The 22896-nt window shown below is 57.7% G+C and carries 20 protein-coding genes and 3 tRNA genes; 9 read left to right on the forward strand and 14 right to left on the reverse strand.

Annotated features, from left to right (window positions below; all coding sequences use genetic code 11):
• Positions 1–26: 26 nt before the first annotated feature.
• Positions 27–695, forward strand: coding sequence for a DUF1638 domain-containing protein (locus GOX73_RS05015; RefSeq protein ID WP_171124861.1), 669 nt, complete (start codon positions 27–29; stop codon positions 693–695).
• Positions 696–700: 5 nt separating this feature from the next.
• Here the strand turns inward: GOX73_RS05015 and GOX73_RS05020 are convergent, their stop codons facing one another.
• Positions 701–1111, reverse strand: coding sequence for a SufE family protein (locus tag GOX73_RS05020; protein WP_171121559.1), 411 nt, complete (start codon positions 1109–1111; stop codon positions 701–703).
• A 136-nt stretch (positions 1112–1247) separates the two neighbouring features.
• Here GOX73_RS05020 and GOX73_RS05025 point away from each other — a divergent pair, with 136 nt between their 5' ends.
• Entirely contained in the window at positions 1248–1775 is a 528-nt protein-coding gene (locus GOX73_RS05025) for a hypothetical protein (RefSeq protein ID WP_171124859.1), read from the forward strand.
• A 6-nt stretch (positions 1776–1781) separates the two neighbouring features.
• On the opposite strand, the gene rnd is transcribed toward GOX73_RS05025, so the two are convergent.
• The 3 genes from rnd to purM form a co-directional block, all read right to left on the reverse strand.
• Positions 1782–2939: a ribonuclease D gene (rnd, locus tag GOX73_RS05030; RefSeq protein WP_171124857.1), complete on the reverse strand. Its 1158-nt coding sequence runs from the start codon at positions 2937–2939 to the stop codon at positions 1782–1784.
• A 116-nt stretch (positions 2940–3055) separates the two neighbouring features.
• Positions 3056–3652: a phosphoribosylglycinamide formyltransferase gene (purN, locus tag GOX73_RS05035; RefSeq protein WP_171124855.1), complete on the reverse strand. Its 597-nt coding sequence runs from the start codon at positions 3650–3652 to the stop codon at positions 3056–3058.
• The gene (gene purM, locus GOX73_RS05040; protein ID WP_171124853.1) at positions 3649–4695 is read right to left on the reverse strand and encodes a phosphoribosylformylglycinamidine cyclo-ligase; all 1047 of its coding nucleotides are present in this window, start codon (positions 4693–4695) and stop codon (positions 3649–3651) included. The genes purN and purM overlap by 4 nt, the downstream gene beginning before the upstream one ends.
• Before the next feature lie 107 nt (positions 4696–4802).
• Here purM and GOX73_RS05045 point away from each other — a divergent pair.
• Positions 4803–4879, forward strand: a tRNA-Ile gene (locus GOX73_RS05045).
• A 346-nt stretch (positions 4880–5225) separates the two neighbouring features.
• Here GOX73_RS05045 and GOX73_RS05050 read toward each other — a convergent pair.
• Positions 5226–6545, reverse strand: a complete 1320-nt coding sequence (locus GOX73_RS05050; protein WP_171134805.1) for an ATP-binding protein — start codon at positions 6543–6545, stop codon at positions 5226–5228.
• Positions 6546–6589: 44 nt separating this feature from the next.
• Here GOX73_RS05050 and GOX73_RS05055 point away from each other — a divergent pair, with 44 nt between their 5' ends.
• The 3 genes from GOX73_RS05055 (at position 6590) to GOX73_RS05065 (ending at position 7860) form a co-directional block, all read left to right on the forward strand.
• On the forward strand, positions 6590–7504 hold the full coding sequence (locus GOX73_RS05055) for an MBL fold metallo-hydrolase (protein ID WP_171124846.1): 915 nt from the start codon (positions 6590–6592) through the stop codon (positions 7502–7504).
• A 75-nt stretch (positions 7505–7579) separates the two neighbouring features.
• A tRNA-Asn gene (locus GOX73_RS05060) sits at positions 7580–7654 on the forward strand.
• A gap of 131 nt (positions 7655–7785) precedes the next feature.
• Positions 7786–7860, forward strand: a tRNA-Asn gene (locus GOX73_RS05065).
• A 20-nt stretch (positions 7861–7880) separates the two neighbouring features.
• Here the strand turns inward: GOX73_RS05065 and GOX73_RS05070 are convergent.
• From GOX73_RS05070 to zwf, 4 genes are all read right to left on the reverse strand, one after another.
• Positions 7881–9500, reverse strand: a complete 1620-nt coding sequence (locus GOX73_RS05070; protein ID WP_171124844.1) for a long-chain-fatty-acid--CoA ligase — start codon at positions 9498–9500, stop codon at positions 7881–7883.
• Positions 9501–9664: 164 nt separating this feature from the next.
• On the reverse strand, positions 9665–11275 hold the full coding sequence (gene pgi, locus GOX73_RS05075) for a glucose-6-phosphate isomerase (protein ID WP_171124842.1): 1611 nt from the start codon (positions 11273–11275) through the stop codon (positions 9665–9667).
• 5 nt (positions 11276–11280) lie between these two features.
• Positions 11281–11952 (reverse strand): 6-phosphogluconolactonase, encoded by a 672-nt coding sequence (gene pgl, locus GOX73_RS05080; protein ID WP_171121568.1) that lies wholly within the window; start codon positions 11950–11952, stop codon positions 11281–11283.
• The gene (zwf, locus tag GOX73_RS05085; protein WP_171121569.1) at positions 11949–13397 is read right to left on the reverse strand and encodes a glucose-6-phosphate dehydrogenase; all 1449 of its coding nucleotides are present in this window, start codon (positions 13395–13397) and stop codon (positions 11949–11951) included. Before zwf ends, pgl begins: the two co-directional genes overlap by 4 nt.
• Positions 13398–13559: 162 nt before the next feature.
• Between zwf and GOX73_RS05090 the strand changes: the two genes are divergently transcribed.
• Entirely contained in the window at positions 13560–14513 is a 954-nt protein-coding gene (locus GOX73_RS05090; RefSeq protein WP_171124840.1) for a radical SAM protein, read from the forward strand.
• On the opposite strand, the gene GOX73_RS05095 is transcribed toward GOX73_RS05090, so the two are convergent.
• Complete coding sequence (locus GOX73_RS05095; protein WP_171134806.1) at positions 14514–15212, reverse strand: hypothetical protein; 699 nt, start codon at positions 15210–15212, stop codon at positions 14514–14516. It lies immediately after the preceding gene.
• Positions 15213–15281: 69 nt separating this feature from the next.
• Positions 15282–15551, reverse strand: coding sequence for an usg protein (locus tag GOX73_RS05100; protein ID WP_171121572.1), 270 nt, complete (start codon positions 15549–15551; stop codon positions 15282–15284).
• Between the two features lie 192 nt (positions 15552–15743).
• On the opposite strand from GOX73_RS05100, the gene gyrA reads away from it, so the two are divergent.
• A complete protein-coding gene (gene gyrA, locus GOX73_RS05105) occupies positions 15744–18467 on the forward strand; it encodes a DNA gyrase subunit A (protein ID WP_171124837.1) in 2724 nt (907 codons plus the stop codon).
• A gap of 211 nt (positions 18468–18678) precedes the next feature.
• Here gyrA and GOX73_RS05110 read toward each other — a convergent pair whose 3' ends face one another.
• Genes GOX73_RS05110 through GOX73_RS05120 form a run of 3 tightly spaced genes read right to left on the reverse strand, consistent with a single transcriptional unit; the run spans position 18679 to position 22098 of the window.
• Complete coding sequence (locus tag GOX73_RS05110) at positions 18679–20148, reverse strand: carboxypeptidase M32 (RefSeq protein ID WP_171124835.1); 1470 nt, start codon at positions 20146–20148, stop codon at positions 18679–18681.
• 1 nt (position 20149) lies between these two features.
• Complete coding sequence (gene ctaA, locus GOX73_RS05115) at positions 20150–21295, reverse strand: heme A synthase (RefSeq protein WP_171124833.1); 1146 nt, start codon at positions 21293–21295, stop codon at positions 20150–20152.
• A 59-nt stretch (positions 21296–21354) separates the two neighbouring features.
• Entirely contained in the window at positions 21355–22098 is a 744-nt protein-coding gene (locus tag GOX73_RS05120) for an RNA methyltransferase (RefSeq protein ID WP_171121576.1), read from the reverse strand.
• Between the two features lie 162 nt (positions 22099–22260).
• Here GOX73_RS05120 and GOX73_RS05125 point away from each other — a divergent pair, with 162 nt between their 5' ends.
• Positions 22261–22878, forward strand: a complete 618-nt coding sequence (locus tag GOX73_RS05125) for a thiamine phosphate synthase (RefSeq protein ID WP_171124831.1) — start codon at positions 22261–22263, stop codon at positions 22876–22878.
• The last annotated feature ends 18 nt before the right edge of the window (positions 22879–22896 follow it).

Below are 22896 nucleotides of genomic sequence, written 5' to 3' on the forward strand. Positions count from 1 at the left end.
GTCGCAATCGCAGCCGGAACAAAGCCATGCAGCACAACAGCCCGCCAGATGACGAAAGCCTGACGTCGCAAGGCTATAGTGAAACCGGGCGCTCGGGCAGTATTCTTCTGCTGGCCTGTGGCGCGCTGGCGCGTGAAATTCTTGACCTGAAAAATCGTAACGGCTGGGATCACATATCGCTGACCTGCCTGCCCGCGATATTGCATGTTCATCCAGAACGGATCACGCAAGCTGTTGAAGAGGCCGTCGCCAAGCATCGCGACGAATATGACCAGATCTTTGTTGTCTATGCTGATTGCGGCACCGGGGGGCTGCTCCAAAAAGCCTGTGCCGAATTGGGGGTTGAGATGGTTCAGGGCCCGCACTGCTATTCGTTTTTTGAAGGCAATCAGGCCTTCGACGCGCGTGGCGAAGACGAGACCACGGCGTTCTATCTGACGGACTTTCTGGCCCGCCAATTCGATGCCTTTGTCTGGAAACCGCTGGGCTTGGATCGTCACCCCGAACTCAGGGACATGTATTTCGGGAATTACACGAAACTGGTCTATCAGGCACAGACGGACGATCCGGATCTGACAGATCGCGCCCGCGACTGCGCCGACCGGATGGGGCTGGCGTTCGAGCGTCGCTTTACCGGGTATGGAGACCTTGAAACCACGCTTGCCGATTGGGCGACTCGCACGCCCAATAACTAACGGGGTCAGGCGTTTTCCTGAGCCACTTCCCGAATGCGCTGGATCATCGCCCGCAGGCCATTTGAACGCTGGGCGGACAGGTGATCATTCAGGCCCAGCCGCGCCAATTCTCCGCCTGCATCGACCTTTGGCACCTCTGCAACCGGCAAGCCGTTATAAAGCGACCGCAGCACAGCTATCAGGCCCCGCACGATCAACGCATCGCTGTCGCCATCAAAGCGAAACACACCACCTTCAATAATGGGTTGCAACCATACTTGGCTGGCACAGCCATTCACCTTGGTCGCGGGCACCTTGAGCGCATCGTCCAACGGCTCCATCGCTTTGCCCTGTTCTATGACGTGGCGGTACCGGTCTTCCCAGTCCTCCAGAAACTCGAAATCCTCAACGATTTCTTCAAAGGCTGGCGTTGCCATCTTGCGGCGATCCTTTTGTTGCGACCATACAGGAGAACTATGCCGCGCACCCGCATCTGTCCAGCCCTGCCATGGGTTTTCAAAGCTTGCAAATTACGATAACCCATTGCGGAATTTAATGCTCTGAGCTGGGTCTATGCAAAAATCACTGTCACTCCTTATGATCGCCGCACTGACCCTGTCTGCCTGCAACAGTTGGAGCGACTCGCGGGCGAACCCATCCAACTGGTTCGGGTCCAGCACGTCGACCCCACCACCCACCGAGGCGGCCTATGACCCCAACGTCCTGGTACCGCCAGAACGCGAAGGGTCCGGCCTGTTTTCAAGACCTGATCCCGTGGACAACAGCGTGCCGATCGCCAAGGTTGATGAGCTGCGGATTAACCCCACGCCCTCGGGTGCCATCATTTATGTAAGGGGTACCGCTGCGCGCCAAGGCGCTTATGGGGCCCAACTTGTCCGGGTTGAAAACGCAGAGAATCAAAAGAACGGGGTTCTGGAGTTCACGTTCCGGGTCAGCTACCCCAGCTACGCCACCAATCAGGGGACAGAACGGTCACGAGCGGTGTCCGATGCGGTTAATGTTAGCCTGGATGACCTGCAAAACACCCGTCTGGTTCGGGTCGTCGGTCAGCAGAACGCACTGGAATCCCGGCGCCGGTAACTGTCGCTAAAGCGTGACGACCTTCACCGTTTGCCCCTTGGCAGCCAAAGCGATCTTACCTTCACACAGTTTGAGGGCGTCCTCGCCGAACACCTCGAAACGCCAGCCTGACATGGCCGGCACGTCGCGCTCACCGGCGGCAATCTGATCCAACTCGGAACTGGTTGCGATCAGCTTTGCCGCAACGCCCGCGCTTTCGGTTTTCGACTTCAGCAACACGCGCAAAAGGTCCGCCAACGCAGGATTGACCTTAAGCTTGTCTCGGCTGGTGTCCACGCGCGGCATTTGTTCGGGCGGGCAACTGACCCCTTCTTTGACAGCGTTCAAAATCCCTTCGGCAATAGCCCCCTTGCGGGCTTCGCGCAGCAACAACCGAGAGCCACCCAGGTCCGACGGCGATTTCGGCTTGGTAGATGCAAGTTCGATCAGTGCATCATCCTTGAACACACGGCTGCGCGGTACATTATTTTCCTGCGCATAAGCCTCGCGGAACCGGGCCAATTCGCGCACGACGGCCAGAAACTTGGCGGAATTTGTCCGCGTCTTTACCCGCTTCCAAGCGTCTTCTGGGCGAATATCGTATGTGTCAGGCAAGGTCAGTGTCCGCAACTCTTCGGCGACCCAATGGCTACGCTGGGATTTCTCCAACTCAGCGGCCAAATGTTCGTAGATTTGCCGCAGGTGCGTTACATCTGCTAGAGCATAGGTTTTTTGCGCTTCGGACAGAGGCCGCCGGGACCAATCTGTAAAGCGGGAGGTCTTGTCCAAACCTTGTTTGCAAATCTTGCGCACCAGCGTTTCATAACCAACCTGTTCACCAAAACCGCAAACCATCGCCGCCACTTGCGTGTCAAACAACGGCTTGGGGAACACGCCAGCCTCGACCCAGAAAATCTCAAGATCCTGCCGGGCCGCATGGAAGACTTTGACAACACTTTCGTTAGCAAAAAGCTCGTACAACGGGTCCAGCGACAGTCCGTCCGACAAAGGATCAACAAGAACAGCACTGCCCTCGTCCGAGGAAGGAACCGCAAGTTGCAGCAGGCAGAGTTTGGAATAGTAGGTGCGTTCCCGCAGAAACTCGGTGTCCACGGTGACATAGTCATGATCCGCAGCCGCCGTGCAGAACTCGGCCAACTCTTGCGTCGTTGTCAGGGTTTTCATTCGTGGTGCTATTCTTGCTTTTGTTCTTTGTGACTGCCCGTCAGTTTTTTGACATACCGAGCCGTAGTGCAGACCATAGGCCGAATAACACGTAAGTGTAAATCACCCTGAAATGTTCAAGGCAGCAACACCGGAGTGCGATCCGCGCCTGCATAACGTCTAAGCACCGCCGGGTAGAGTTTGTGCTCTAATACCAGGACACGTGCAGCCAACGCTTCGGGCGTCTCATCTGGTTCAATGTTCAAACGGGCCTGACCCAGGATTGGACCGTCATCCAATTCGGCCGTGACCTCATGAACCGAGCAGCCATGTTCAACATCGTCTGCTTCGATTGCCCGGGCGTGGGTATTCAAACCCTTGTATTTTGGCAACAGTGACGGGTGGATATTCAGCATCCGGCCCTGAAATCGCGACACAAAATCCGCCGTCAAAACCCGCATGAAACCAGCAAGGCACACGATGTCAGGCTGGGCTTGCTCCAAGGGCTTCAGCAACTCGGCCTCAAAAGCGGCGCGGTCCCCCTTGAACGGTCGGTGATCAACCGCAGCCGTAGCGATGCCGCGGTCGGCGGCTTTCACCAAGCCGCCCGCCTGCGGATCGTTGGACAGCACCAGACACGGTCGCGCAGGGTGATCGCCGGTCATGCTGTCGACCAGCGACACCATGTTGGAACCGCCACCCGAAATTAAGATCGCGACGCGCTTGTAGCTCACAGCAGGTGGCCCGAATAAGATACGCCGGGCACGTCTGTGACGCTGCCGATCCGGGCAACGGTCTCACCTGCCTCGGCCAACAAAGTGGTCAGTTCATCTGCGTGCGCTGCGTCGCAGACGACGATCATGCCGATACCGCAGTTGAAGGTTTTTAGCATTTCAGCCTCGGCTATGCCGCCAACGTCAGCCATCCAGCGGAAAACGGGCGGCAAGTCCCACGCATTCAGATCAATCTGTGCACCCAACTCATCAGGCAGTACGCGCGGCAGGTTTTCAGTCAGGCCGCCACCAGTGATGTGCGCCAGCGCGTGAACGCCCCCTGCCCGGATCGCTTGCAACGCCTGTTTGACATACAGACGCGTCGGCGTCAGCAGCGCCTCGCCCAGCGAACCTTCGCTGAACGGCGAGGCGGCATCCCAGCCCAGCCCCGAGAGTTCAACCAGTTTGCGCACCAGCGAATAGCCGTTAGAATGCACCCCGTTCGAGGCCAACCCTAGCAGCACATCACCCTGTTGCACGTCTGCGGGCAGATGCGCGCCACGCTCCATCGCGCCGACCGAGAAACCGGCCAGGTCGAAATCGCCTTCGGGGTACATGCCAGGCATTTCAGCGGTCTCACCCCCGATCAGGGCGCAACCAGACTGTACACAGCCCTCAGCGATGCCTTCGATGATCCGCGCGGCGGTATCTGTGTCCAGCTTGCCGGTGGCGAAATAGTCGAGGAAGAACAGCGGCTCGGCGCCCTGACAGATCAGGTCGTTGACGCACATGGCCACTAGATCAATGCCCACCCCGTCAACTACGCCGGTATCAATGGCGATGCGCAGCTTGGTACCCACACCATCGGTCGCGCCCACCAGAATCGGGTCGCTATAGCCCGCGTCCTTTAGGTCGAACAGCGCGCCAAACCCGCCCAGACCGCTCATCACGCCCGAGCGGTTCGTCCGCTTGGCCGCAGGCTTGATCCGGTCGACCAGAGCGTTCCCCGCATCAATGTCAACGCCTGCATCAGCATAGGTGATTCCGTTCTTGCCCGCTGTCATGGCCACCCCCTTATGAATGGTTCACGCGCGGGTTAGTCGATTGTTGGACATGTTGCAACGGTCAGGCTTGACGCGGCTGTTCACCGTGGTACGCAAGGCGCTTAGGCGGGCCTGTAGCTCAATTGGTTAGAGCAGAGCGCTCATAACGCTTTGGTTGGGGGTTCGAGTCCCTCCGGGCCTACCAAAAACCGCTTCAACGCAAGCCCACATACTGACAGGCTGTGTAGAATTCGTCACAGGGTTCAAACCACCCGAAATAAATCACGCCTGCAATTACGACACCAATAAAAATAAGCAACTTATTCAAAATCTTAACCTCACTATTTACCAAGGCGCGCAAATCAGAAATTTCGACTTTCGGTCAATGTGAATACACCGACGCGAAACACGCGCGACCGGACCTTTGACCTGAATCCCCGACAGACGGCCTACAAAAGCATAAACGCTCTCTACCCTTCCTTCGGGTTCATCCTAGCACATTTTGGCAATTGTCAAAAAACCTACGTCCAAAGCGGACCAGTTGCCCCGAGTCATCGACCGATGATTATGTCCGCGCACAACCCGCCCAGCCTTTCGCTTTTGCCCAAGCGTAATACCCCGCCATGCGCGCGCGCGATGTCCGAGACGATCGCAAGGCCAAGACCAACACCGCTGCCCTGATTCTGATTCCGCGCAGGATCAAGGCGAGAAAACGGTTTGACGGCCTCGGTGCGCTGATCCTGTGGAATACCTGGACCGTCATCCTCGACCCGAAAACGGATCGTCTTGGGTGTCATCGACAGACTGACTTCGGCCCGGTTTCCGTACCTGACCGCGTTTCCGATCAAGTTCTCAACGGCCCGGCGAATGGCAGTGGGACGCAGCAAGGCCGTACCCTCGCCCTCAACCGAGACAAGGCTGGCCTCGTGACCTGCGCGACGTGCATCCTCGACAATCTGCCTCAGCAAAATCTCGGGCTGAACGGTTTCCGGCGGGCCCTCTGCCGCCCCGCGCGAAAAGTCCAGAAATGCGTCCAACAGCAACTGCATTTCATCCACATCCTGTTGCAGCGGCGCGGCCTCATCCTCGGGCAGCATGGACAGGCCCAGTTTCAGTCGCGTCAACGGGGTTCTGAGATCGTGACTGACCCCCGACAACATCAGTGTGCGCTGTTCCATCTGGCGTTCAATTCGCGCGCGCATGTCCAGAAACGCACTGCCCGCTGCGCGGACTTCAATTGCCCCACCGGGTGAATAAGGCACAACCCTGCCCCGGCCAAATGCCTGCGCTGCATTCGCCAGTCGAGTGATCGGCCGAAGTTGATTGCGCATGTACAAAAAGGAAATCGAAGTCATGATCACCGCGAAGAAAACCATGGTCACGATCAACTGGTGCGGCGCGGTTGGGGACAAGCGACGGCGATCCAGTGTCAGCTCAAGCAAGCCTAGATGGGTCCGCATATACAGCCGCGCCTGATCGCCCGTTGGCAGAGCGACTGCCACAAGATCCAGCAATTGTTCGTGCAGATCGGCTTCTACCTGTGGCGCGATGAAGTCATACCATCTGCGGTATCCAATATCGGGCCCTTCATTGATCCCTAAAAAACGGGCCTTCATTTCCAATGAGGCAATGTCCTGTCGAATCGCGGCAATGGCCTGATGCTGCGTTTCGGCGTCTGCCATCGTGTCTGTAATCAGGTCGACCTCACGTGCAGCCGCGCTGGTCATTTGCGCGGTCACATCCTCAAGGTGTTTTTGAATGAACGCGACGCCGACCACCAACAGAAGAACGATCACCGGAAGAACCAGGATCAGAACCGCACGCGCATAGAGACTGCGCGGCATATAGGATTTGAGCCACCGACTGGACATGCGCTAAACCTAACGGGCTGATCCGACAAGAGAAAGAGTACAGAATGCAGGCTCCCGACGATTTCAACCCGCGCCCCGGTATGGCTGTCGAGTTACAGACGGGCCTAAGGCGCATTCTGGCCCCCAATCCATCGCCAATGACATATCGGGGCACCAACACATATCTATTGGGTGAAAAGGACTGCGCCGTCATTGATCCCGGCCCACTGAATGAGGGTCATCTTCAGGCGATTCTGGATGCTTTGCAGCCCGGCCAGCGGATCAGCCATATTATTGTAACGCACACGCATCTTGATCACTCGCCCCTTGCCGCACCATTGGCCGCCCGCACAGGTGCCCCGATTTTGGCATTTGGCGGCCCCGAATCTGGCCGCAGCGCAGTTATGTCCGAATTGGCGGAACAGGGCCTCGCAGGCGGCGGCGAAGGCATCGACACCGATTTCCGTCCGGATATCGAGGTTTCAGACGGCGAAGTTATCCAAGGCGACGGCTGGCAACTCGACGTCATTCACACCCCCGGTCATCTGGGCAACCATATCGCGCTGGGTTGGTCGGACGTCTGTTTTACTGCAGATCACGTCATGGGTTGGGCCAGCTCTCTTGTGTCACCACCAGATGGTGATCTGACTGATTTCATGAACGCCTGCTACCGCCTGCGCGAACGTGACTGGAGCAGTTTTCATGCCGGTCACGGAGCACCGATTCAGAATCCAACCGAGCGTCTGGACTGGCTGATCAATCACCGGCTTGAACGCGAAGCCCAGATTCTGACCGCACTGGAGGAAAAGCCCGGCACCGCACGCGACCTGGCCGAGAGGATATACACAGAAACCCCTGCGGCCGTTCTACCCGCCGCCGAGCGCAATGTTTTTGCACATCTTGTCGATTTATGCGGAAAATCAAAGGCTTCACCAAAAGGCCAACTTTCCGTGAATGCGCTTTTTGAAAGGTTGGGCTAACCAAAGAACTTTTTTCAGCTCTTATGACGATCTTGTCTTGTCGGCCAAAAACGAGGTTGCTATACGGCCCTCAGTTCCGGCGTAGCTCAGCGGTAGAGCAGTTGACTGTTAATCAATTGGTCGTAGGTTCGATCCCTACCGCCGGAGCCATATTCCCCTTCAGATTTCAGAAGAATGGTTCGGCGAATTTCCCTGCGCCGTGGACAGTCAACCTTCGTCAAAAAAACTTCGCGCACCCCTCTGGACGCCGCAGAGTCGTATTGATATACGGCGCGAACCGTTCCGGCGTAGCTCAGCGGTAGAGCAGTTGACTGTTAATCAATTGGTCGTAGGTTCGATCCCTACCGCCGGAGCCATTTTCCCTAATTTCAAATACTTAGCCCGTAAGGGCATCCGAAAAGTCCGCACGAAGGTTGCGCTTAAGCACTTTGCCCGTAGCGTTCAGTGGCAGTGCTTCCACAAAGACAACCTTGTCAGGAATCTGCCATTTGGCGATTTTGCCGTCGAAGTATGACAGCAGTTCGTCCTCCGACGGGTCCTGCCCCTCGGCCTTAACCGCAACCAATAGAGGACGCTCGTCCCACTTGGGGTGCGGAACACCGATCACAGCGGCCGTCGCAAGCTTGGGATGGGCAACGGCGATATTCTCCAACTCAACTGAACTGATCCATTCGCCACCAGATTTGATGATATCCTTGGATCGGTCACGGATGGTCATGTACCCGTCGGCATCCAAAGTCGCCACATCACCAGTGGCGAACCAGCCATCCTGCAGCAGGTTCTGATCCTGCAGTTCAAAATAGCTGTCCAGCACCCAATACCCGCGAACCAACAAATCACCCTGAGTTTCACCATCGCGGGGCAGTTCATTGCCGTCATCGTCAACGATTTTCAGTTCGACGCCATAGCACGGCCGGCCTTGACTCTCGCGCAGCTTGTGCTGCTGTTCAATCGGCAGATCAGCGTGTTTCGCCATGGGTTGATTCGCCGTACCCAACGGGCTCATCTCGCTCATGCCCCAGGCGTGAACTGTGTCTACACCATAGGTGTCACGGAATGTTTCGATCATCGAGGGTGGGCAGGCCGCGCCGCCGATAACCGTTCGCTCCAGACTGGTAAGTTTACTGCCCGACTTTCCTGCGTGGGCCAGCAAACCCTGCCAGATCGTCGGAACACCCATCGCCAGTGTAACGCCGTAGGCGTCAATCAGGTTCACCAACGCCTCACCATGCAGATCCGGTCCGGGCAGAACCATTCGTGAACCTGACATCGCGCAGGCATAAGGCGACCCCCACGCATTCACATGGAACATCGGCACCACTGGCATCACAACGTCCACGGCGGAGTACCCGATGACATCTCGCGTATTCGAACCGAAGCTATGCAACACGGTCGAACGGTGGGAATACAACACGCCCTTCGGATTTCCCGTTGTGCCGGATGTGTAACACAGGCTGGACGCAGTGTTTTCGTCAAAGCTGGGCCATTGGAACCCTTCATCACCTGTTTCGATCAGTTCATCATAGAACTGGACACCGGGAACCTGCGCGATCGCGTCATCGTTCCTTGGCCCCATCAGCACGAAATGCTGAACTTCGGTCAGATGTTCTTTGATCGCCGCAACCAGCGGAATAAAGGTCGTGTCAAAGAACAGAACCCGGTCTTTCGCGTGGTTGATGATGTAGGTGAGCTGTTCGGGAAACAGTCTGGGGTTGATCGTGTGACACACAAAGCCTGCACCAGAAGTTCCATAGTATATTTCCAGGTGCCGCCGATTGTTCCACGCCAGTGTCCCGATACGCGCTTGCGGTTCGAGGTCCAGTTTGGTCAAAGCTGACGCCAGCTTTCTCGCATTCACCGCTACTTGTGACCAAGTGCTTTCGGTCACGGACCCGTCGGTCTCAACCGAGAGGATCTCTGTCTGACCATGATAGCGATCCGCGTGTTCAATCAGTGACGAGATCAGCAGCGGCTGCGTCATCATTTGTCCCAGCATGGACATCCTCCCTGTAGTTGCACCATTTCTTTGCGACAGTGCATTTGTTCCGCCCCCTGCAACGACCAGCAGGGCATCTGTTCGGGGTCCCACCCTGCCAAGCATTTAATTTGCTGACAATAATAGAATGCAGCATTCCGCTGCGGCAAAAAGAAGTTTTTTCCTCAGTCCCGATGGCGCATCACATACGCCACCAACGCGGCGGTCGAATCATCCTTTTCAGACGCCGATTCCTCACCTTCCACGATCGGGCCAAGCGATGTTGCCAGTTCCTTACCTAGTTCGACACCCCATTGGTCAAACGAGTTAATTCCCAACAGCACACCTTCGACAAATACACGATGTTCATACAGCGCGATTATCTGCCCCAAAACAAACGGCGTAAGTTTTGGGTATATCAATGTGGTTGAAGGTCGGTTTCCGGAAAAGACCCGGTGGCGGGCCTGACGTTCCAGCTCGGCGCCTTCCAACCCCTTCGCGGCCATGCGTTGCCGTGCTTCGGGCAGCGAACGCCCTCGCATCAACGCCTCGGATTGAGCCAAACAATTCGCCAACAACAGACGGTGGTGATGCGAAAGCTCCGGCTCGTGCCCTTCGGCTGCAACCATGAATTCGCAGGGAATAACGTCGGTACCTTGGTGGACCAATTGATAGAAAGCGTGCTGCCCATTGGTTCCGGGCTCGCCCCAGACAACCGGCCCAGAAGGAACCGCCAACGCTGTGCCATCCATCGCCACGGATTTTCCGTTAGACTCCATCTCGAGTTGCTGAAAATACGCGGCCAACCGCAACAACCGCTGATCATAAGGCAGAACCGCACGGCTGGCATGGCCAAGAACTTGCCGATGCCAAATACCGACAAGCGCCAGCATGACAGGCATGTTTTCTACCCAGTCGGCCGCACGGAAATGCACATCCATCGCCTGACCGCCCCGCAAAAAGGCATCAAAAGCATTCGATCCGACGGCGATCATCACGGGCAAACCAACCGGCCCCCAGACCGAGTACCTTCCGCCGACCCAATCCGCAAAGCCGAATACCCTGTTTTCGGGAATGCCAAAGGCTTGCGTCTTGTCCAAAGCGGTGGACACCGCCGCGAATTGTGTCACCGGGTCGCCCCCACCTTCGGTCATCCACGCCCGAGCCGTTCGCGCATTGGTCATGGTCTCAATGGTTGTGAAGGTTTTCGAGGCGACAATGACCAGCGTCCGCGTCGGATCCAGTTGTCTCAACGTGTCGGCGATATGCGCGCCGTCCACGTTCGACACATAATGCAACCTTGGCCCATCGTGATACGGGGACAAAGCATGAGTGGCCATAACCGGACCCAGATCGGACCCACCGATTCCGATATTCACCACATCCGTAAAGCTGCCCCCTGCCCCGATGACGGCACCGCCGCGCACCTCTTCGGCAAAGACCCGCATACGTTGAAGCGTGTCCAAAACGTCAGGCATGACATCCAGACCATCAACTTCTACCGGGCCACCGTCCAAATTGCGAAGAGCCGTGTGCAGCACCGCGCGGCCTTCGGTTTCGTTGATCTTGGTACCGCTGAACATCGCCTCGCGACGGTCGGCCAAATCTGCCTCATCGCATAACTGAATTAGGGCATCGCGGATCGTCGTATCCAACTGGGTCTTCGAGTAATCAAACAGCAAGTCCCCGGTCGAAGCCGAGAAAATGCGCGCCCTGTCGGCCGAATGTTCGAACAAGTCCAAAATCGCGCGGTCCTGCGCGCCGGCTGCCAAAGTTCTGAGGTTATCCAGTTTCATTGTCGTCACTCCGCCCAGTGAACCGTCATGCCACTTAGCACCGCTGCGATCGGTGCCTCTTCCGGATGCAAGGTAAGTGCTTGTTTCAACGCCTCGCGCTTTGCAGCCCCGAAGATCACCAGATGTTTGGACAAGGCCCCGTCCAAAACTGGTGCTGTCAGGGTTATGCGCGCCTCTGGCTGGACTTCGGTCCGGGCGATGGCCAGCGGCGGCGCGTGCCTATCAAGGGCCTCTTCCAATCCCTGCATTCCAGGAAAAAGTGACGCCGTATGCATGTCCTCTCCCATCCCCAGAACAAGAACCGACAAGGGAAGGACCGGAGTGATCAGGCTTTCGACTTCCGGCAGTACTGTCTCGGGGTCCTTGCCGTCCAGATACAGCGGAACATATTGCGCCGCTGATGCGCGATTTGTCAGCAGACGCTCGCGGATCAGTTTTTCGTTGGATCGGTCGCTACTACCTGGCACGCAACGCTCATCCGTCGGTAAAATCCGCACTCTGTCCCATTCCAGATCAGCGGCACACAACCCGTCAAAAATCGGCCCCGGAGTAGTGCCGCCGGGAACCGCCAGCGAAATCATGTCGTGATGCAGCAACGCGGCTTCCAGATCTCCGGCCAAGACGTTGGCAACGTCGATGGCCAGCATGTCCCTGTCGGCGTATTCCTGTATTTTCATGGGTTTATCCCTTGCCACCGGCGACCATCCCGTTTCATCAGCAGTTCGGCGTCGCCCGGGCCGGTACTGCCACTTTCATATGGTTTCGGCACGTCCCCCCGCGACTGCCAACCAGCAATAATAGGGTCGGTCCACGCCCATGCGGCCTCGACTTCGTCGCCGCGCATGAACAGGGTCTGATTGCCGCGGATCACATCCATCACCAGCCGTTCATATGCGTCCGGCGGCTCTTGGTTTTCGGGCCCCAGCGCCTCGGCAAAGCTCATGTCCAAGGGCACGTCGACCAGACGCATGCCCCCCTGCCCAGGCTCCTTGATCGTCACCTTCAAGGTAATCCCTTCGTTCGGCTGCAGGCGGATCGACAGGACATTCGCATGGCGACCAGCCTGTTCACCAAAGATCGAGTGCGGCGCATCCTTAAACATAACATTGATGACCGACGAGCGCGCCACCAACCGTTTGCCCGTTCGCAAATAAAACGGTGTACCGGCCCATCGCCAGTTGCTGACATGCGCCCGCAGCGCCACGTAACTTTCAGTGGTCGATCGTGGATTGCCCACGATCTGACGATAGCTTGGCCCGCCCCCTTCAAACTGACCGCGCACGATATGGTGCGGTTCAACCGGGTCCAAGGCGCGGATAACCTTGAGTTTTTCATCTCGCACGGCGTCTGGGTCGAATTTCGCCGGCGGTTCCATCGCGATCAGGCACAAAAGCTGCATCAGGTGGTTCTGCATCATGTCGCGCATCGCACCGGCGCGCTCATAATACTCTTCCCGCCCGTCTATACCTACGGATTCGGCCACGGTGATCTGAATGTGATCTACGTACTGGCTGTTCCAGAGAGGCTCGAACAACATGTTTCCGAACCGTACTGCCATCAAGTTCTGAACCGTTTCTTTGCCCAGATAATGGTCGATCCGGTAGATTTGCTTTTCCCTGAAATGCGCAGCCAAGGTCGCGTTCAACACCTTCGCGCTGTCCAAATCGTGACCAAACGGTTTTTCAACGACAATTCGGGTCTGTTCGGTCGCAAGATCATGTGACTGAATTCGCTCGGCCAACGAACCGAACAGCCTTGGCCCAACGGAAAAATAGAAGGCGCGCACCATGTCGGGCTGAAGCTTGGCCGCCAATGTCGACCACCCTTCGTCGGAACCACCATCTAGTGCAACGTAATCGACGCAATGAAGAAATGCCGCCAGCGCCGCCGCATCCTTGCACTGGACCGAGGCATGCGTTTTCAGCGATTCGGCCACAACTTGCCGAAAGGTTGCGCCGTCGTGCTTTGTTCTGGCGGCGCCGATAATCTGCACCCCATCGGCCCATTGACCAGCACAAAACCGACGGAACAGCGCCGGAAGGATCTTGCGCTGCGCCAGATCACCGGTTCCGCCAAAAATGACCAGATCAAAGGGGTCGACGGGTATGACACGAGAAACCATGTGTTTTCCTTACCTTGCCCCTAAGGCCATGTCCAATGTTAGCGCAACCATATTTGCGGCAATCTGCGTCTTCACAACTCTGTCAGTTCGGTTCTGCCCACTTAACGAACACAGGCCAAGGCGCTAAGTCTTTCACACGAGCTCAAAGAACCGGAAACCGGAATGAAAGACAACGCCCCTCAAAGCGCCAATATTGGCAAATTTCAGAACAAATTGGTGACAGCAGACGGGCAAACCCGTGCATCCGTGGCGTTGAAGGATCCTCAGACGCTTTGGTTCAATACTGGCACGCTGTGCAATATCGAATGCACCAACTGCTATATCGCAAGCAGCCCGACCAACAACGCGCTGGTTTACATAACCGCAGATGAGGTTTGCGCATATCTGGACCAGATCGAAGAACGCGCGTGGCCGGTACGTGAAATAGGCTTCACCGGCGGTGAACCTTTCATGAATCCCCAAATGATCGGGATGACGCGCGCCGCGCTTGAACGTGGGTTCGAGGTGCTGATCCTCACCAACGCAATGCAGCCCATGATGCGTCCCAAGGTCCGCGAAGGCTTGTTGGACCTGCAACGTGACTTCGGCGACAAGCTGACTTTGCGGATTTCTGTCGATCACTTCCGCCCTGACCTTCACGACGAAGAGCGTGGGCAAGGCAGCTTTGACAAGACCGTCGAAGGTATGAAATGGCTACGCGACAACGGGTTTCAAATGGCAGTGGCCGGGCGTTCGGTTTGGGGGGATACCGACGCAGAAAGCCGTGCAGGATATGCCGCATTATATGAGGCCCATGGTTTTGACATCGACGCGCAGGACCCCGCGCGGACCGTTCTGTTCCCCGAGATGGACGAAACCATCGAAGTGCCTGAGATCACAACCGCTTGCTGGGGCATTCTGGATAAATCACCCGAGGCGGTCATGTGCTCAAACGCAAGGATGGTCGTGAAACGCAGGGGCTCTGACAAACCCGCCGTGCTTGCCTGCACCCTGCTGGCCTACGAACCAGAGTTCGAGATGGGAGAAACATTGGCCGAGGCCGAAGCTGATGTGCACCTGAACCACCCGCACTGCGCCAAGTTCTGCGTATTGGGCGGCGCAAGCTGTTCGGGCTGATCAGTTCAACTCGGGCGATTTCCAGTATTTGGTTCCCGACGCCCCTGCCGAAACGCGCCACCCCTTCTTGCTAAGGACAAAGAAGGAACGGCCATCAGTAAACCTGAGTGTCTCGTCAGTGCGTTCTTCACCGTACATGGCGTCCGATTGGGCCGTAGCGTCGTATCCATAGTCAATGAACTTGTCCAAATCCGCCTGCGTTTCAAACAGGATAACGAACTTGGTTTCAAACCCACCGATTCCAATAGCGGCACCGACCCCTCCGGTTCCCATGTTCATATAGGTGTGTTGTCCGGTCTCTTTCGACACGGCCACACCACGCCCGTATCCGGCGGACACCGGGAATACCGTCACCTTTCTGGAATCAAAAACCGCGTATCCGGCGCTGACATCGTAAAGCGCCTGAGCCTCGGGGTTCTCTGCCATAAGCTGGGTAAGAACCTCGTTTGCCATGACGTCAAGTTTCGCGCGTGTCTCTTCCGGGGTGGCTTCGTTCGACATCAGATCGGCAGTGGAGTCGATGGCGTCATCCACGGCGCTCACGCCCTTTTCGACTGTGTTCCCAACCGACTCGGCCCCACGCCCAATGGCGTTTGCAGTGTTTTCAGCACCCTTCTTGATTTTATCCAGGACGCCTTCGGCAGCGACGGGACCGCCAAGCATTGTGACGGCAAAAGCGAGATACAGAATTCGAGACATTGTGACTTTCCATATGGCAAACGGTTTGCATGCCACTCTACTCAATAAAACCGCGTTGAGAATGCCTGTTCAGTTTATCCTGAATTCACCGACCATGTTGCGCCATTCTCCGGGGGCAATCATTTTCCGGTGCGTGTACCTCACCGAATGCAGCGGTCCTTCAATCTCGCGCTGCCAGAATTCGATGAAATCAAACAGTTTCGGGTGGTCCGGGGCAAGATCGTAATCCTGCCAGATGAACGTATTCAGAACGTGGATATAGTCGGGCATGTGATAGAAGAATTCCGCCGTCGTCAGCCCATATCCCTTGAGCATTAATTCGGTTTCGCTTTGCTCCATGCAGACCTCCAATTTCTTGCAAGGTCTCGTTAGGGTAACATGGAAACCCTCAAACTATTGAATAACAATATGTTACTCCGGTGTTACTGTGGTTTTTTGCCGGAAATGCTCAGCTGGCTTGCACCTTATGTGCCGGGTCTGATAAGATGCACACACAAGATATAGACCCAAGCCAAAGATCGGGCAGTTTACGTGAGCGATACGCCAGAAACCCCAGAAAACATGGATGAAACCCCGCCTGAGCGTCCCGTTTATGACGGTCCGACGGTGTCCATCGAATCCGAGATGCGCACGTCCTATCTGGACTATGCCATGTCGGTCATCGTGTCCCGTGCGATCCCTGATCTGCGCGATGGCTTGAAACCGGTGCATCGGCGGATTCTGTACGCCATGCACGAAACCGGGAACACGCATGACAAAGCGTATCGTAAATCGGCGCGTCCCGTTGGTGATGTGATGGGTAAGTACCACCCGCACGGCGACAGCGCGATCTATGACGCGCTGGTGCGGATGGCACAGGATTTCTCGATGTCGCTGCCGCTGCTGGACGGTCAGGGCAACTTTGGTTCGATGGACGGCGATAATCCGGCGGCCATGCGTTATACCGAAGTGCGGATGGACAAGCCTGCCGCATCCCTGCTGGCCGATATCGAAAAAGAAACGGTCGATTTTCAGGACAACTATGACGGCAAGGACAAAGAGCCGACTGTCCTGCCCGCGCGGTTCCCGAACATGCTGGTCAATGGGGCCGGTGGTATCGCCGTGGGCATGGCCACGAACATCCCGCCACACAATCTGGGCGAAGTGGTCGATGCTACGCTTGCACTGATCGACGATCCGGACCTGACCTCTGAACAGTTGATCGAATACGTCCCCGGCCCTGATTTCCCGACCGGCGGTGTGATGCTAGGCCGGTCAGGTGCGCGCAAAGCCTATCTGGAAGGTCGCGGTAGTGTCATCATCCGCGCCAAAACGCGGACCGAGGAAATTCGAAAAGACCGCTATGCCATCATCGTGGACGAGATCCCCTATCAGGTGAACAAGGCGTCGATGATCGAAAAGATCGCCGAGGCCGTGCGGGAAAAACGCATCGAAGGCGTGGCGCACGTACAGGACGAATCTGACCGCAACGGCGTACGGGTTGTTGTGGAACTGAAACGCGATGCAACGCCCGAAGTGGTTCTGAACCAGCTCTACCGTTTCTCGCCGATGCAAACGTCCTTCGGCTGCAACATGCTGGCGTTGAATGGTGGTCGGCCTGAACAGTTGACTCTGCGCCGGTTCATGACCTCGTTCATCGACTTCCGCGAAGATGTTGTCGCTCGCCGCACGGCCTATGATCTGCGCAAGGCGCGCGAACGCAGCCACATCCTGTGTGGCCTGGCTGTGGCCGTTTCAAACGTGGACGAAGTGGTTGCCACCATCCGGTCGTCAGCAGATGCCGCCGAGGCGCGCGAAAAGCTGATGACCCGCCGTTGGCCTGCGGCCGAGATCGAAGGCTATCTACGCCTGATCGACGATCCGCTGTCCAAGATGAACGACGACGGCACCTATAACCTGACCGAGGTGCAGGCCCGTGCGATTCTGGAGCTGCGCTTGCAACGCCTGACCCAACTGGGCGTCAAAGAAGTCACTGATGAGCTGGAGCAACTGGCCGCCAAGATCAAGGAATACCTTGATATTCTGTCCTCGCGCGAACGCATCATGTCGATCATCGGCGATGAGTTGCGCGAAGTGCGTGATCAGTTCGCCGTTCCGCGCCGCACCGAGATCGTCGACTGGTCCGGCGACATGGAAGACGAGGACCTGATTGAGCGCGAAGACATGGTCGTGACCGTCACCTCGGGCGGCTATATCAAGCGAACGCCGCTGGCTGATTTCCGCGCACAAAAGCGTGGCGGCAAGGGCCTGTCAGGGATGCAGACCAAGGAAGAGGACGTCGTTACCAACCTCTTCGTTGCGAACACACATACGCAACTACTGTTCTTCACCACCGAGGGGATGGTCTACAAGCTCAAGACCTGGCGCTTGCCACAGTCCAGCCGCACCGGAAAGGGCAAGGCGATCGTCAACATCCTGCCGATCCCCACGGGCGTGTCGATTGCCGCAATCATGCCAGTGGATGTGCCGGACGACGAATGGGAAAACCTGCAAATCGTCTTCGCCACCAGCGCAGGCGACGTGCGACGAAACCGCCTGTCAGATTTCACCAATGTGCGCCGCAACGGCAAGATTGCGATGAAACTGCCCGAAGATGTTGAACTGGTGAATGCACGCATCTGTTCCGAAGATGAAGATGTGATGCTGGTCACCAATTCTGGCCGTGCGATCCGCTTCCGCACCACTGAAGTGCGCGTCTTCAACTCGCGCGAGTCGACCGGGGTGCGCGGTATCAAGCTGACCAATGGCGACCGCGTTGTGTCGATGTCTGTCATCCGCCATTTCGAGGCCGGACCGGACGAGCGCGCGGCCTACCTCAAGATGCGCCGCGCCGTTGCGGGCATCGCCGATGACGGCGAAACGGACGAGGATGAAGCCGCACCCGGCACGATCACGCAGGAACGCTATGCCGAGATGTCGGCAGCCGAGAACCTAATCCTAACGATCACCTCGGGGGGCGCGGGTAAGCTGAGTTCCAGCCACGATTACCCCGTGCGCGGGCGCGGCGGCATGGGCGTCGCGGCAATGGACAAGGCCATGCGCGGTGGTGAACTGGTGGCGTCGTTCCCGGTTGAAATCGACGACCAGATCATGCTGGCCACTTCCAAGGGCCAGTCGATCCGTGTGCCGGTAGAAGGCATTTCCTTCCGCTCGCGTAGCGCGGGCGGTGTACGGGTGTTCAATACCGGCAAGGGCGAAGAAGTCGTCAGCGTCGCCTGGATCGCCGATCAGGGCGACGAGGACGAAGACGAATAAGCCAGCCCCAAAAGGATTTGTAAGACCCCGTAGGCCAGCCTGCGGGGTTTTTCGTTTACGTCGCGCTCTGCTTGACCGGTTTCAAAGGACCACAGTCACTACTCAGCTTTCAGCGCATTCCGGATAGACGAACACCCCTCTCCATCCGTACCCGGGACACTCTATTGACCGGGGGATGGAATTCACGTGCCTACGCGTTCAAGCGGGCATGCTACAGGCGGTAAATCTCGCCAAATTTGTCTTCCAGATACGCCATCAAAGGCTCTGGCCCCGGCTCAACCCCGCTTGCACGGGTAATGATGTCACGCGGGGCATAAAGCCCGCCATATTGCTGTAGATTTTCGCGCAGCCACCCCGTTGCGCCCGAGGTATCGCCCTGCGCCAGTTGCGTATCCAGATCAGGCAGCGCCGCGCGCAGGGTCTGGTAAAGGCATCCGGCATAGACATTACCCAGTGCATAAGTCGGGAAATAGCCAAACAGCCCCACCGACCAGTGCACATCCTGCAGACAACCATTAGACGGCTTGTCGACCGCATAGCCGAAATCGGCCTTGAACCGGTCATTCCACGCGGCCTCAAGATCCTCGACCTGCAAATCGCCGGCCATCAGGGCGCGCTCCAGATCAAAGCGCAACATGATGTGCAGGTTATATTGCACCTCATCCGCCTCGGTCCGGATGTACCCGTTATGGACGCCGTTGACGGTGGCGTAGAAGGCGTCGGCGTCGCTGATCCCGAAATCGCCAAAGGCCGCTGTCATCTGATCGAACAACCAACCGGTAAAGGCGCGGGATCGGCCCAATTGGTTTTCGTAAATCCGGCTTTGGCTTTCATGGACACCCATCGACACCCCACGGCCCAGCGGGGTCAACGCATAGGCTTGGTCGATGCCTTGTTCATAGGCGGCGTGGCCGACCTCGTGAATGGTCGAGTAGAAACAGTTGAACGGGTCGGTTTCACTGGTACGGGTGGTGATACGCACATCCAGTCCACTACCCGAGCTGAATGGGTGCACAGCCTTGTCCACACGACCTGTGTTCAGGTCATAGCCAAAGGTGGTCGCCAGTTTCTGCGACAGGCGCATCTGGGTCAGTTCGTCAAATTTGCCAGTCAGGCCCTGCGGCACAGGGCGGTCCAGTACAGCGGCGCGTAAGGCCACCAGACGTGGGCGCATCTGGTCGAATATATCGGCAATCTGGGTGCCGGTTGTGTAGGGCTCGTAATCCTCGACCATGGCGTCATAGACGTCACCGCCTTGGGCCAGCGCAGCACCCTCTTCACGTTTCAGGGCTACGACCTCTTGCAGCACAGGCAGAAACGCCGCTACGTCCTCATCCGCACGTGCCTGCGCCCATGTGCCCTGGGCCGACGAAGTCACGCGGGCGACGGCCTTGGCCAGATCGGCGGGCACTTTGACCGTGCGCTCAAAAGACCGGCGAATTTCGCGGATCTGTGCCTTGCCGACCTCATCCTGCGGGTCGGCCTGATCCAGCCACTCGGCCACGCGCGGGTCGGATCGGCGGGCGTGCAGAACGGATTCGATCGCAGCCATTTCCTCGGCCCGTTGCGGGGCCGCCCCGCGCGGCATCACCGTTTCCTGATCCCAGCCCAGCCGCCCGGCAATCTGCCCCAATGCCGAAGTTTCGCGTTGAAAGGCCATCAGGTCGTCAAAGGCGGTCATGTCACGCTCCGCGGATCGAGGTTGCGATTGGATAAGCGGTCAGGAACCGCGCGCGCAGGATCAGTGTCCAGACGACAACGGCCATGAACTGATGGAAGATCGCGATCTGCCACGGCGCGGCATAGACCACGGTAACGATGCCGATCACCACTTGCAGCGCCAGCGCCGCAAAGGCGGCATTAAAGGCGAAACGCGTCTGCGGATGCGCACTGGTGCCACCCCGTCGCCAGATGATGACGCCGAAGATCAGTAGCAGATAGCCCGCGCAACGGTGAATAAACTGCACCAACCCGGGGCTTTCGAAGAAGTTACGCCACATCGGCTCCAGCATCGTGGCATCGGGCGGCAAAAACTGCCCACCGATCAGAGGCCAGTCGGTATAGGACCGCCCCGCGTCGATCCCCGCGACCAAAGCGCCAATCAGGATTTGCAGGAACGCAAAGTGCATTAGGCCAGTCGATAACGAGAACAATTTCGCCTCTTTCGCGCGGCGGGCCTGCATCAAATCACGTTCTTCGCGGCCTAGCTCTAAGATGTACCACGCGAGGAAGCCGAGGATCACAAAAGCCAGCCCCAGATGCACAGCCAGGCGATAGCTGGCGACGGCGGTCATACCCTCGCCCTGCGTTACGCCCGAGGCGACCATCCACCAGCCCACGGCCCCCTGAACCCCACCTAAAGCACCGGGAATCAGCAGCTTACCCGTCCAACCAATTGGAATTTTCCGCGCCACAAGGAAGCCAAAGAACCCGATTGCCCAGACCAGACCAATCACGCGGCCCAGTTGGCGGTGGCCCCATTCCCACCAGTAGATCGTTTTGAAATCGTCCAATTCCATCCACTGGTTCTGGATGCGCCACTGGTCGATTTCCTTGTATTTGTCGAACTCGGACTGCCAGTCGGCTTCGGACATCGGCGGGATTGCCCCGGTGAAGGGCCGCCACTCGGTGATCGACAAGCCGCTGTCGGTCAGGCGCGTCAGACCGCCCACGGCGATCATGATCACAACCAGCGCAAACAGCATCATCAGCCAAGCCCGGATCGCCTTGCGTGCACCGCCACGCCCACGGTCGATCATACCGGGCTGAATTGCCTCTTGTTTCTGGTCGCCCGAGACCTCTTCGAAGATGCTGCGCTTGCCGCTCATGCTGTCCTCATGTCCTTGTTTCGTCGCACGCTAGGGTGAAGCGGAAGATAGGTCCAGCCTCAGCCCTTGTCCTTCCAGCGGACCATCTGCCGCATGATCCCGTGCAGCATCTGCACATCCGCCCGCGTCAGCCGCATCCGAGACCAAAGGTTGCGCAGGTTGGTCTTCATGCCTTCGGCCTTTTCGGGGGGATAGAAAAAGCCTGCCTCGTCCAGCCGGTCCTCATAATGTTCGACCAGCTTTTCGACCTCGATCCCCGTGGCCCAGTCACCCTTGCCCAGATCGGTGGCCTCATGCACCACATCGGCACTTTGACGCATCCACTCATAGGCAGTCAGCAACACACATTGCCCAAGGTTGAGCGAGGCATATTCGGGGTTCACCGGGACCGAGATGATGGCGTTGGCCTTGGCAATATCCTCATTCTCAAGCCCGGCGCGTTCGGGGCCGAACAGCACGGCAACCTTTTCGCCCGCCGCGACCTTTTCAGCGGCGATCTGCATCGCGCGCTCGGGGCTGTAGACCGGCTTGGTCAGCCCCCGTTGGCGCGCCGTGGTGGCGAAGACAAACGTGCTGTCCGCCAACGACCCAGCCAGATCGTCAAACAACAGCGCCTCATCCAGCAACCGCCCAGCCCCGCTGGACATGGCAACGGCCTTGGGGTTCGGCCAGCCATCGCGCGGCGCCACAATCCGCATTCGGTCCAGCCCGAAATTCCACATCGCGCGCGCGGCGGCGCCGATGTTTTCCCCCATCTGAGGGCGCACAAGCACAAAAGAAGGCTGAGGTTGATCGCTGGGCATACCTTACTCCGAAAGTTCCGCCTGCTCTAATCGCCCCGCCTGATTAGGGCAAGCCGCCGCTGCTTCTTCTGTTCCCAAATACCCGCTCGGCAGGCTAAAAAGTTTGCTTCCCCCGCTCAATCCGCTAAACCGCGCCGAGAACTGAAAACTGAAGGACGCGCCATGGACACCCCCGAGCAGCCGCAGATTTACCTGATTACGCCTCCGACCATTGCGCTTAGTACCTTCCCCGAGCAATTGGGCCGCGTGCTGGACAGCACCGAAATCGCCTGCATCCGGTTGGCCTTGGCGGGCAGCGACGAAGACACCATCGCCCGCGCCGCTGATGCCTGCCGCGAGGTTGCCCATGCGCGGGATGTGGCCATCGTCATCTCAAACCACGTCCTGCTTGCGCAACGGCTGGGTTTGGACGGGGTACATCTGGATGATGGTGCCCGATCAGTCCGGGCTACACGCAAAGAACTGGGCCCAGATGCCATCGTCGGCAGCTTTTGCGCGGCCTCCAGCCATGACGGCATGACCGCAGGCGAAAACGGAGCGGATTACGTGGCTTTTGGCCCGGTCGGCTCGTCAGCTTTGGGTGATGGCAGCATCGCTGAAAAGGACCTGTTCCAATGGTGGTCCGAGATGATCGAGGTTCCGGTCGTGGCCGAAGGCGGCCTGACCCCAGACCTGATCCGTGACCTCGCCCCCCATACCGATTTCTTTGGCATCGGGGACGAAATTTGGTCGCAAGACGATCCGGTCGCCGCGCTGAAGACGCTCACCGACGCGATGTGAGCGTTAACCCTTGCACCT

It is taken from the genome of Ruegeria sp. HKCCD7221 (assembly GCF_013031225.1).
Lineage (GTDB): Bacteria > Pseudomonadota > Alphaproteobacteria > Rhodobacterales > Rhodobacteraceae > Ruegeria.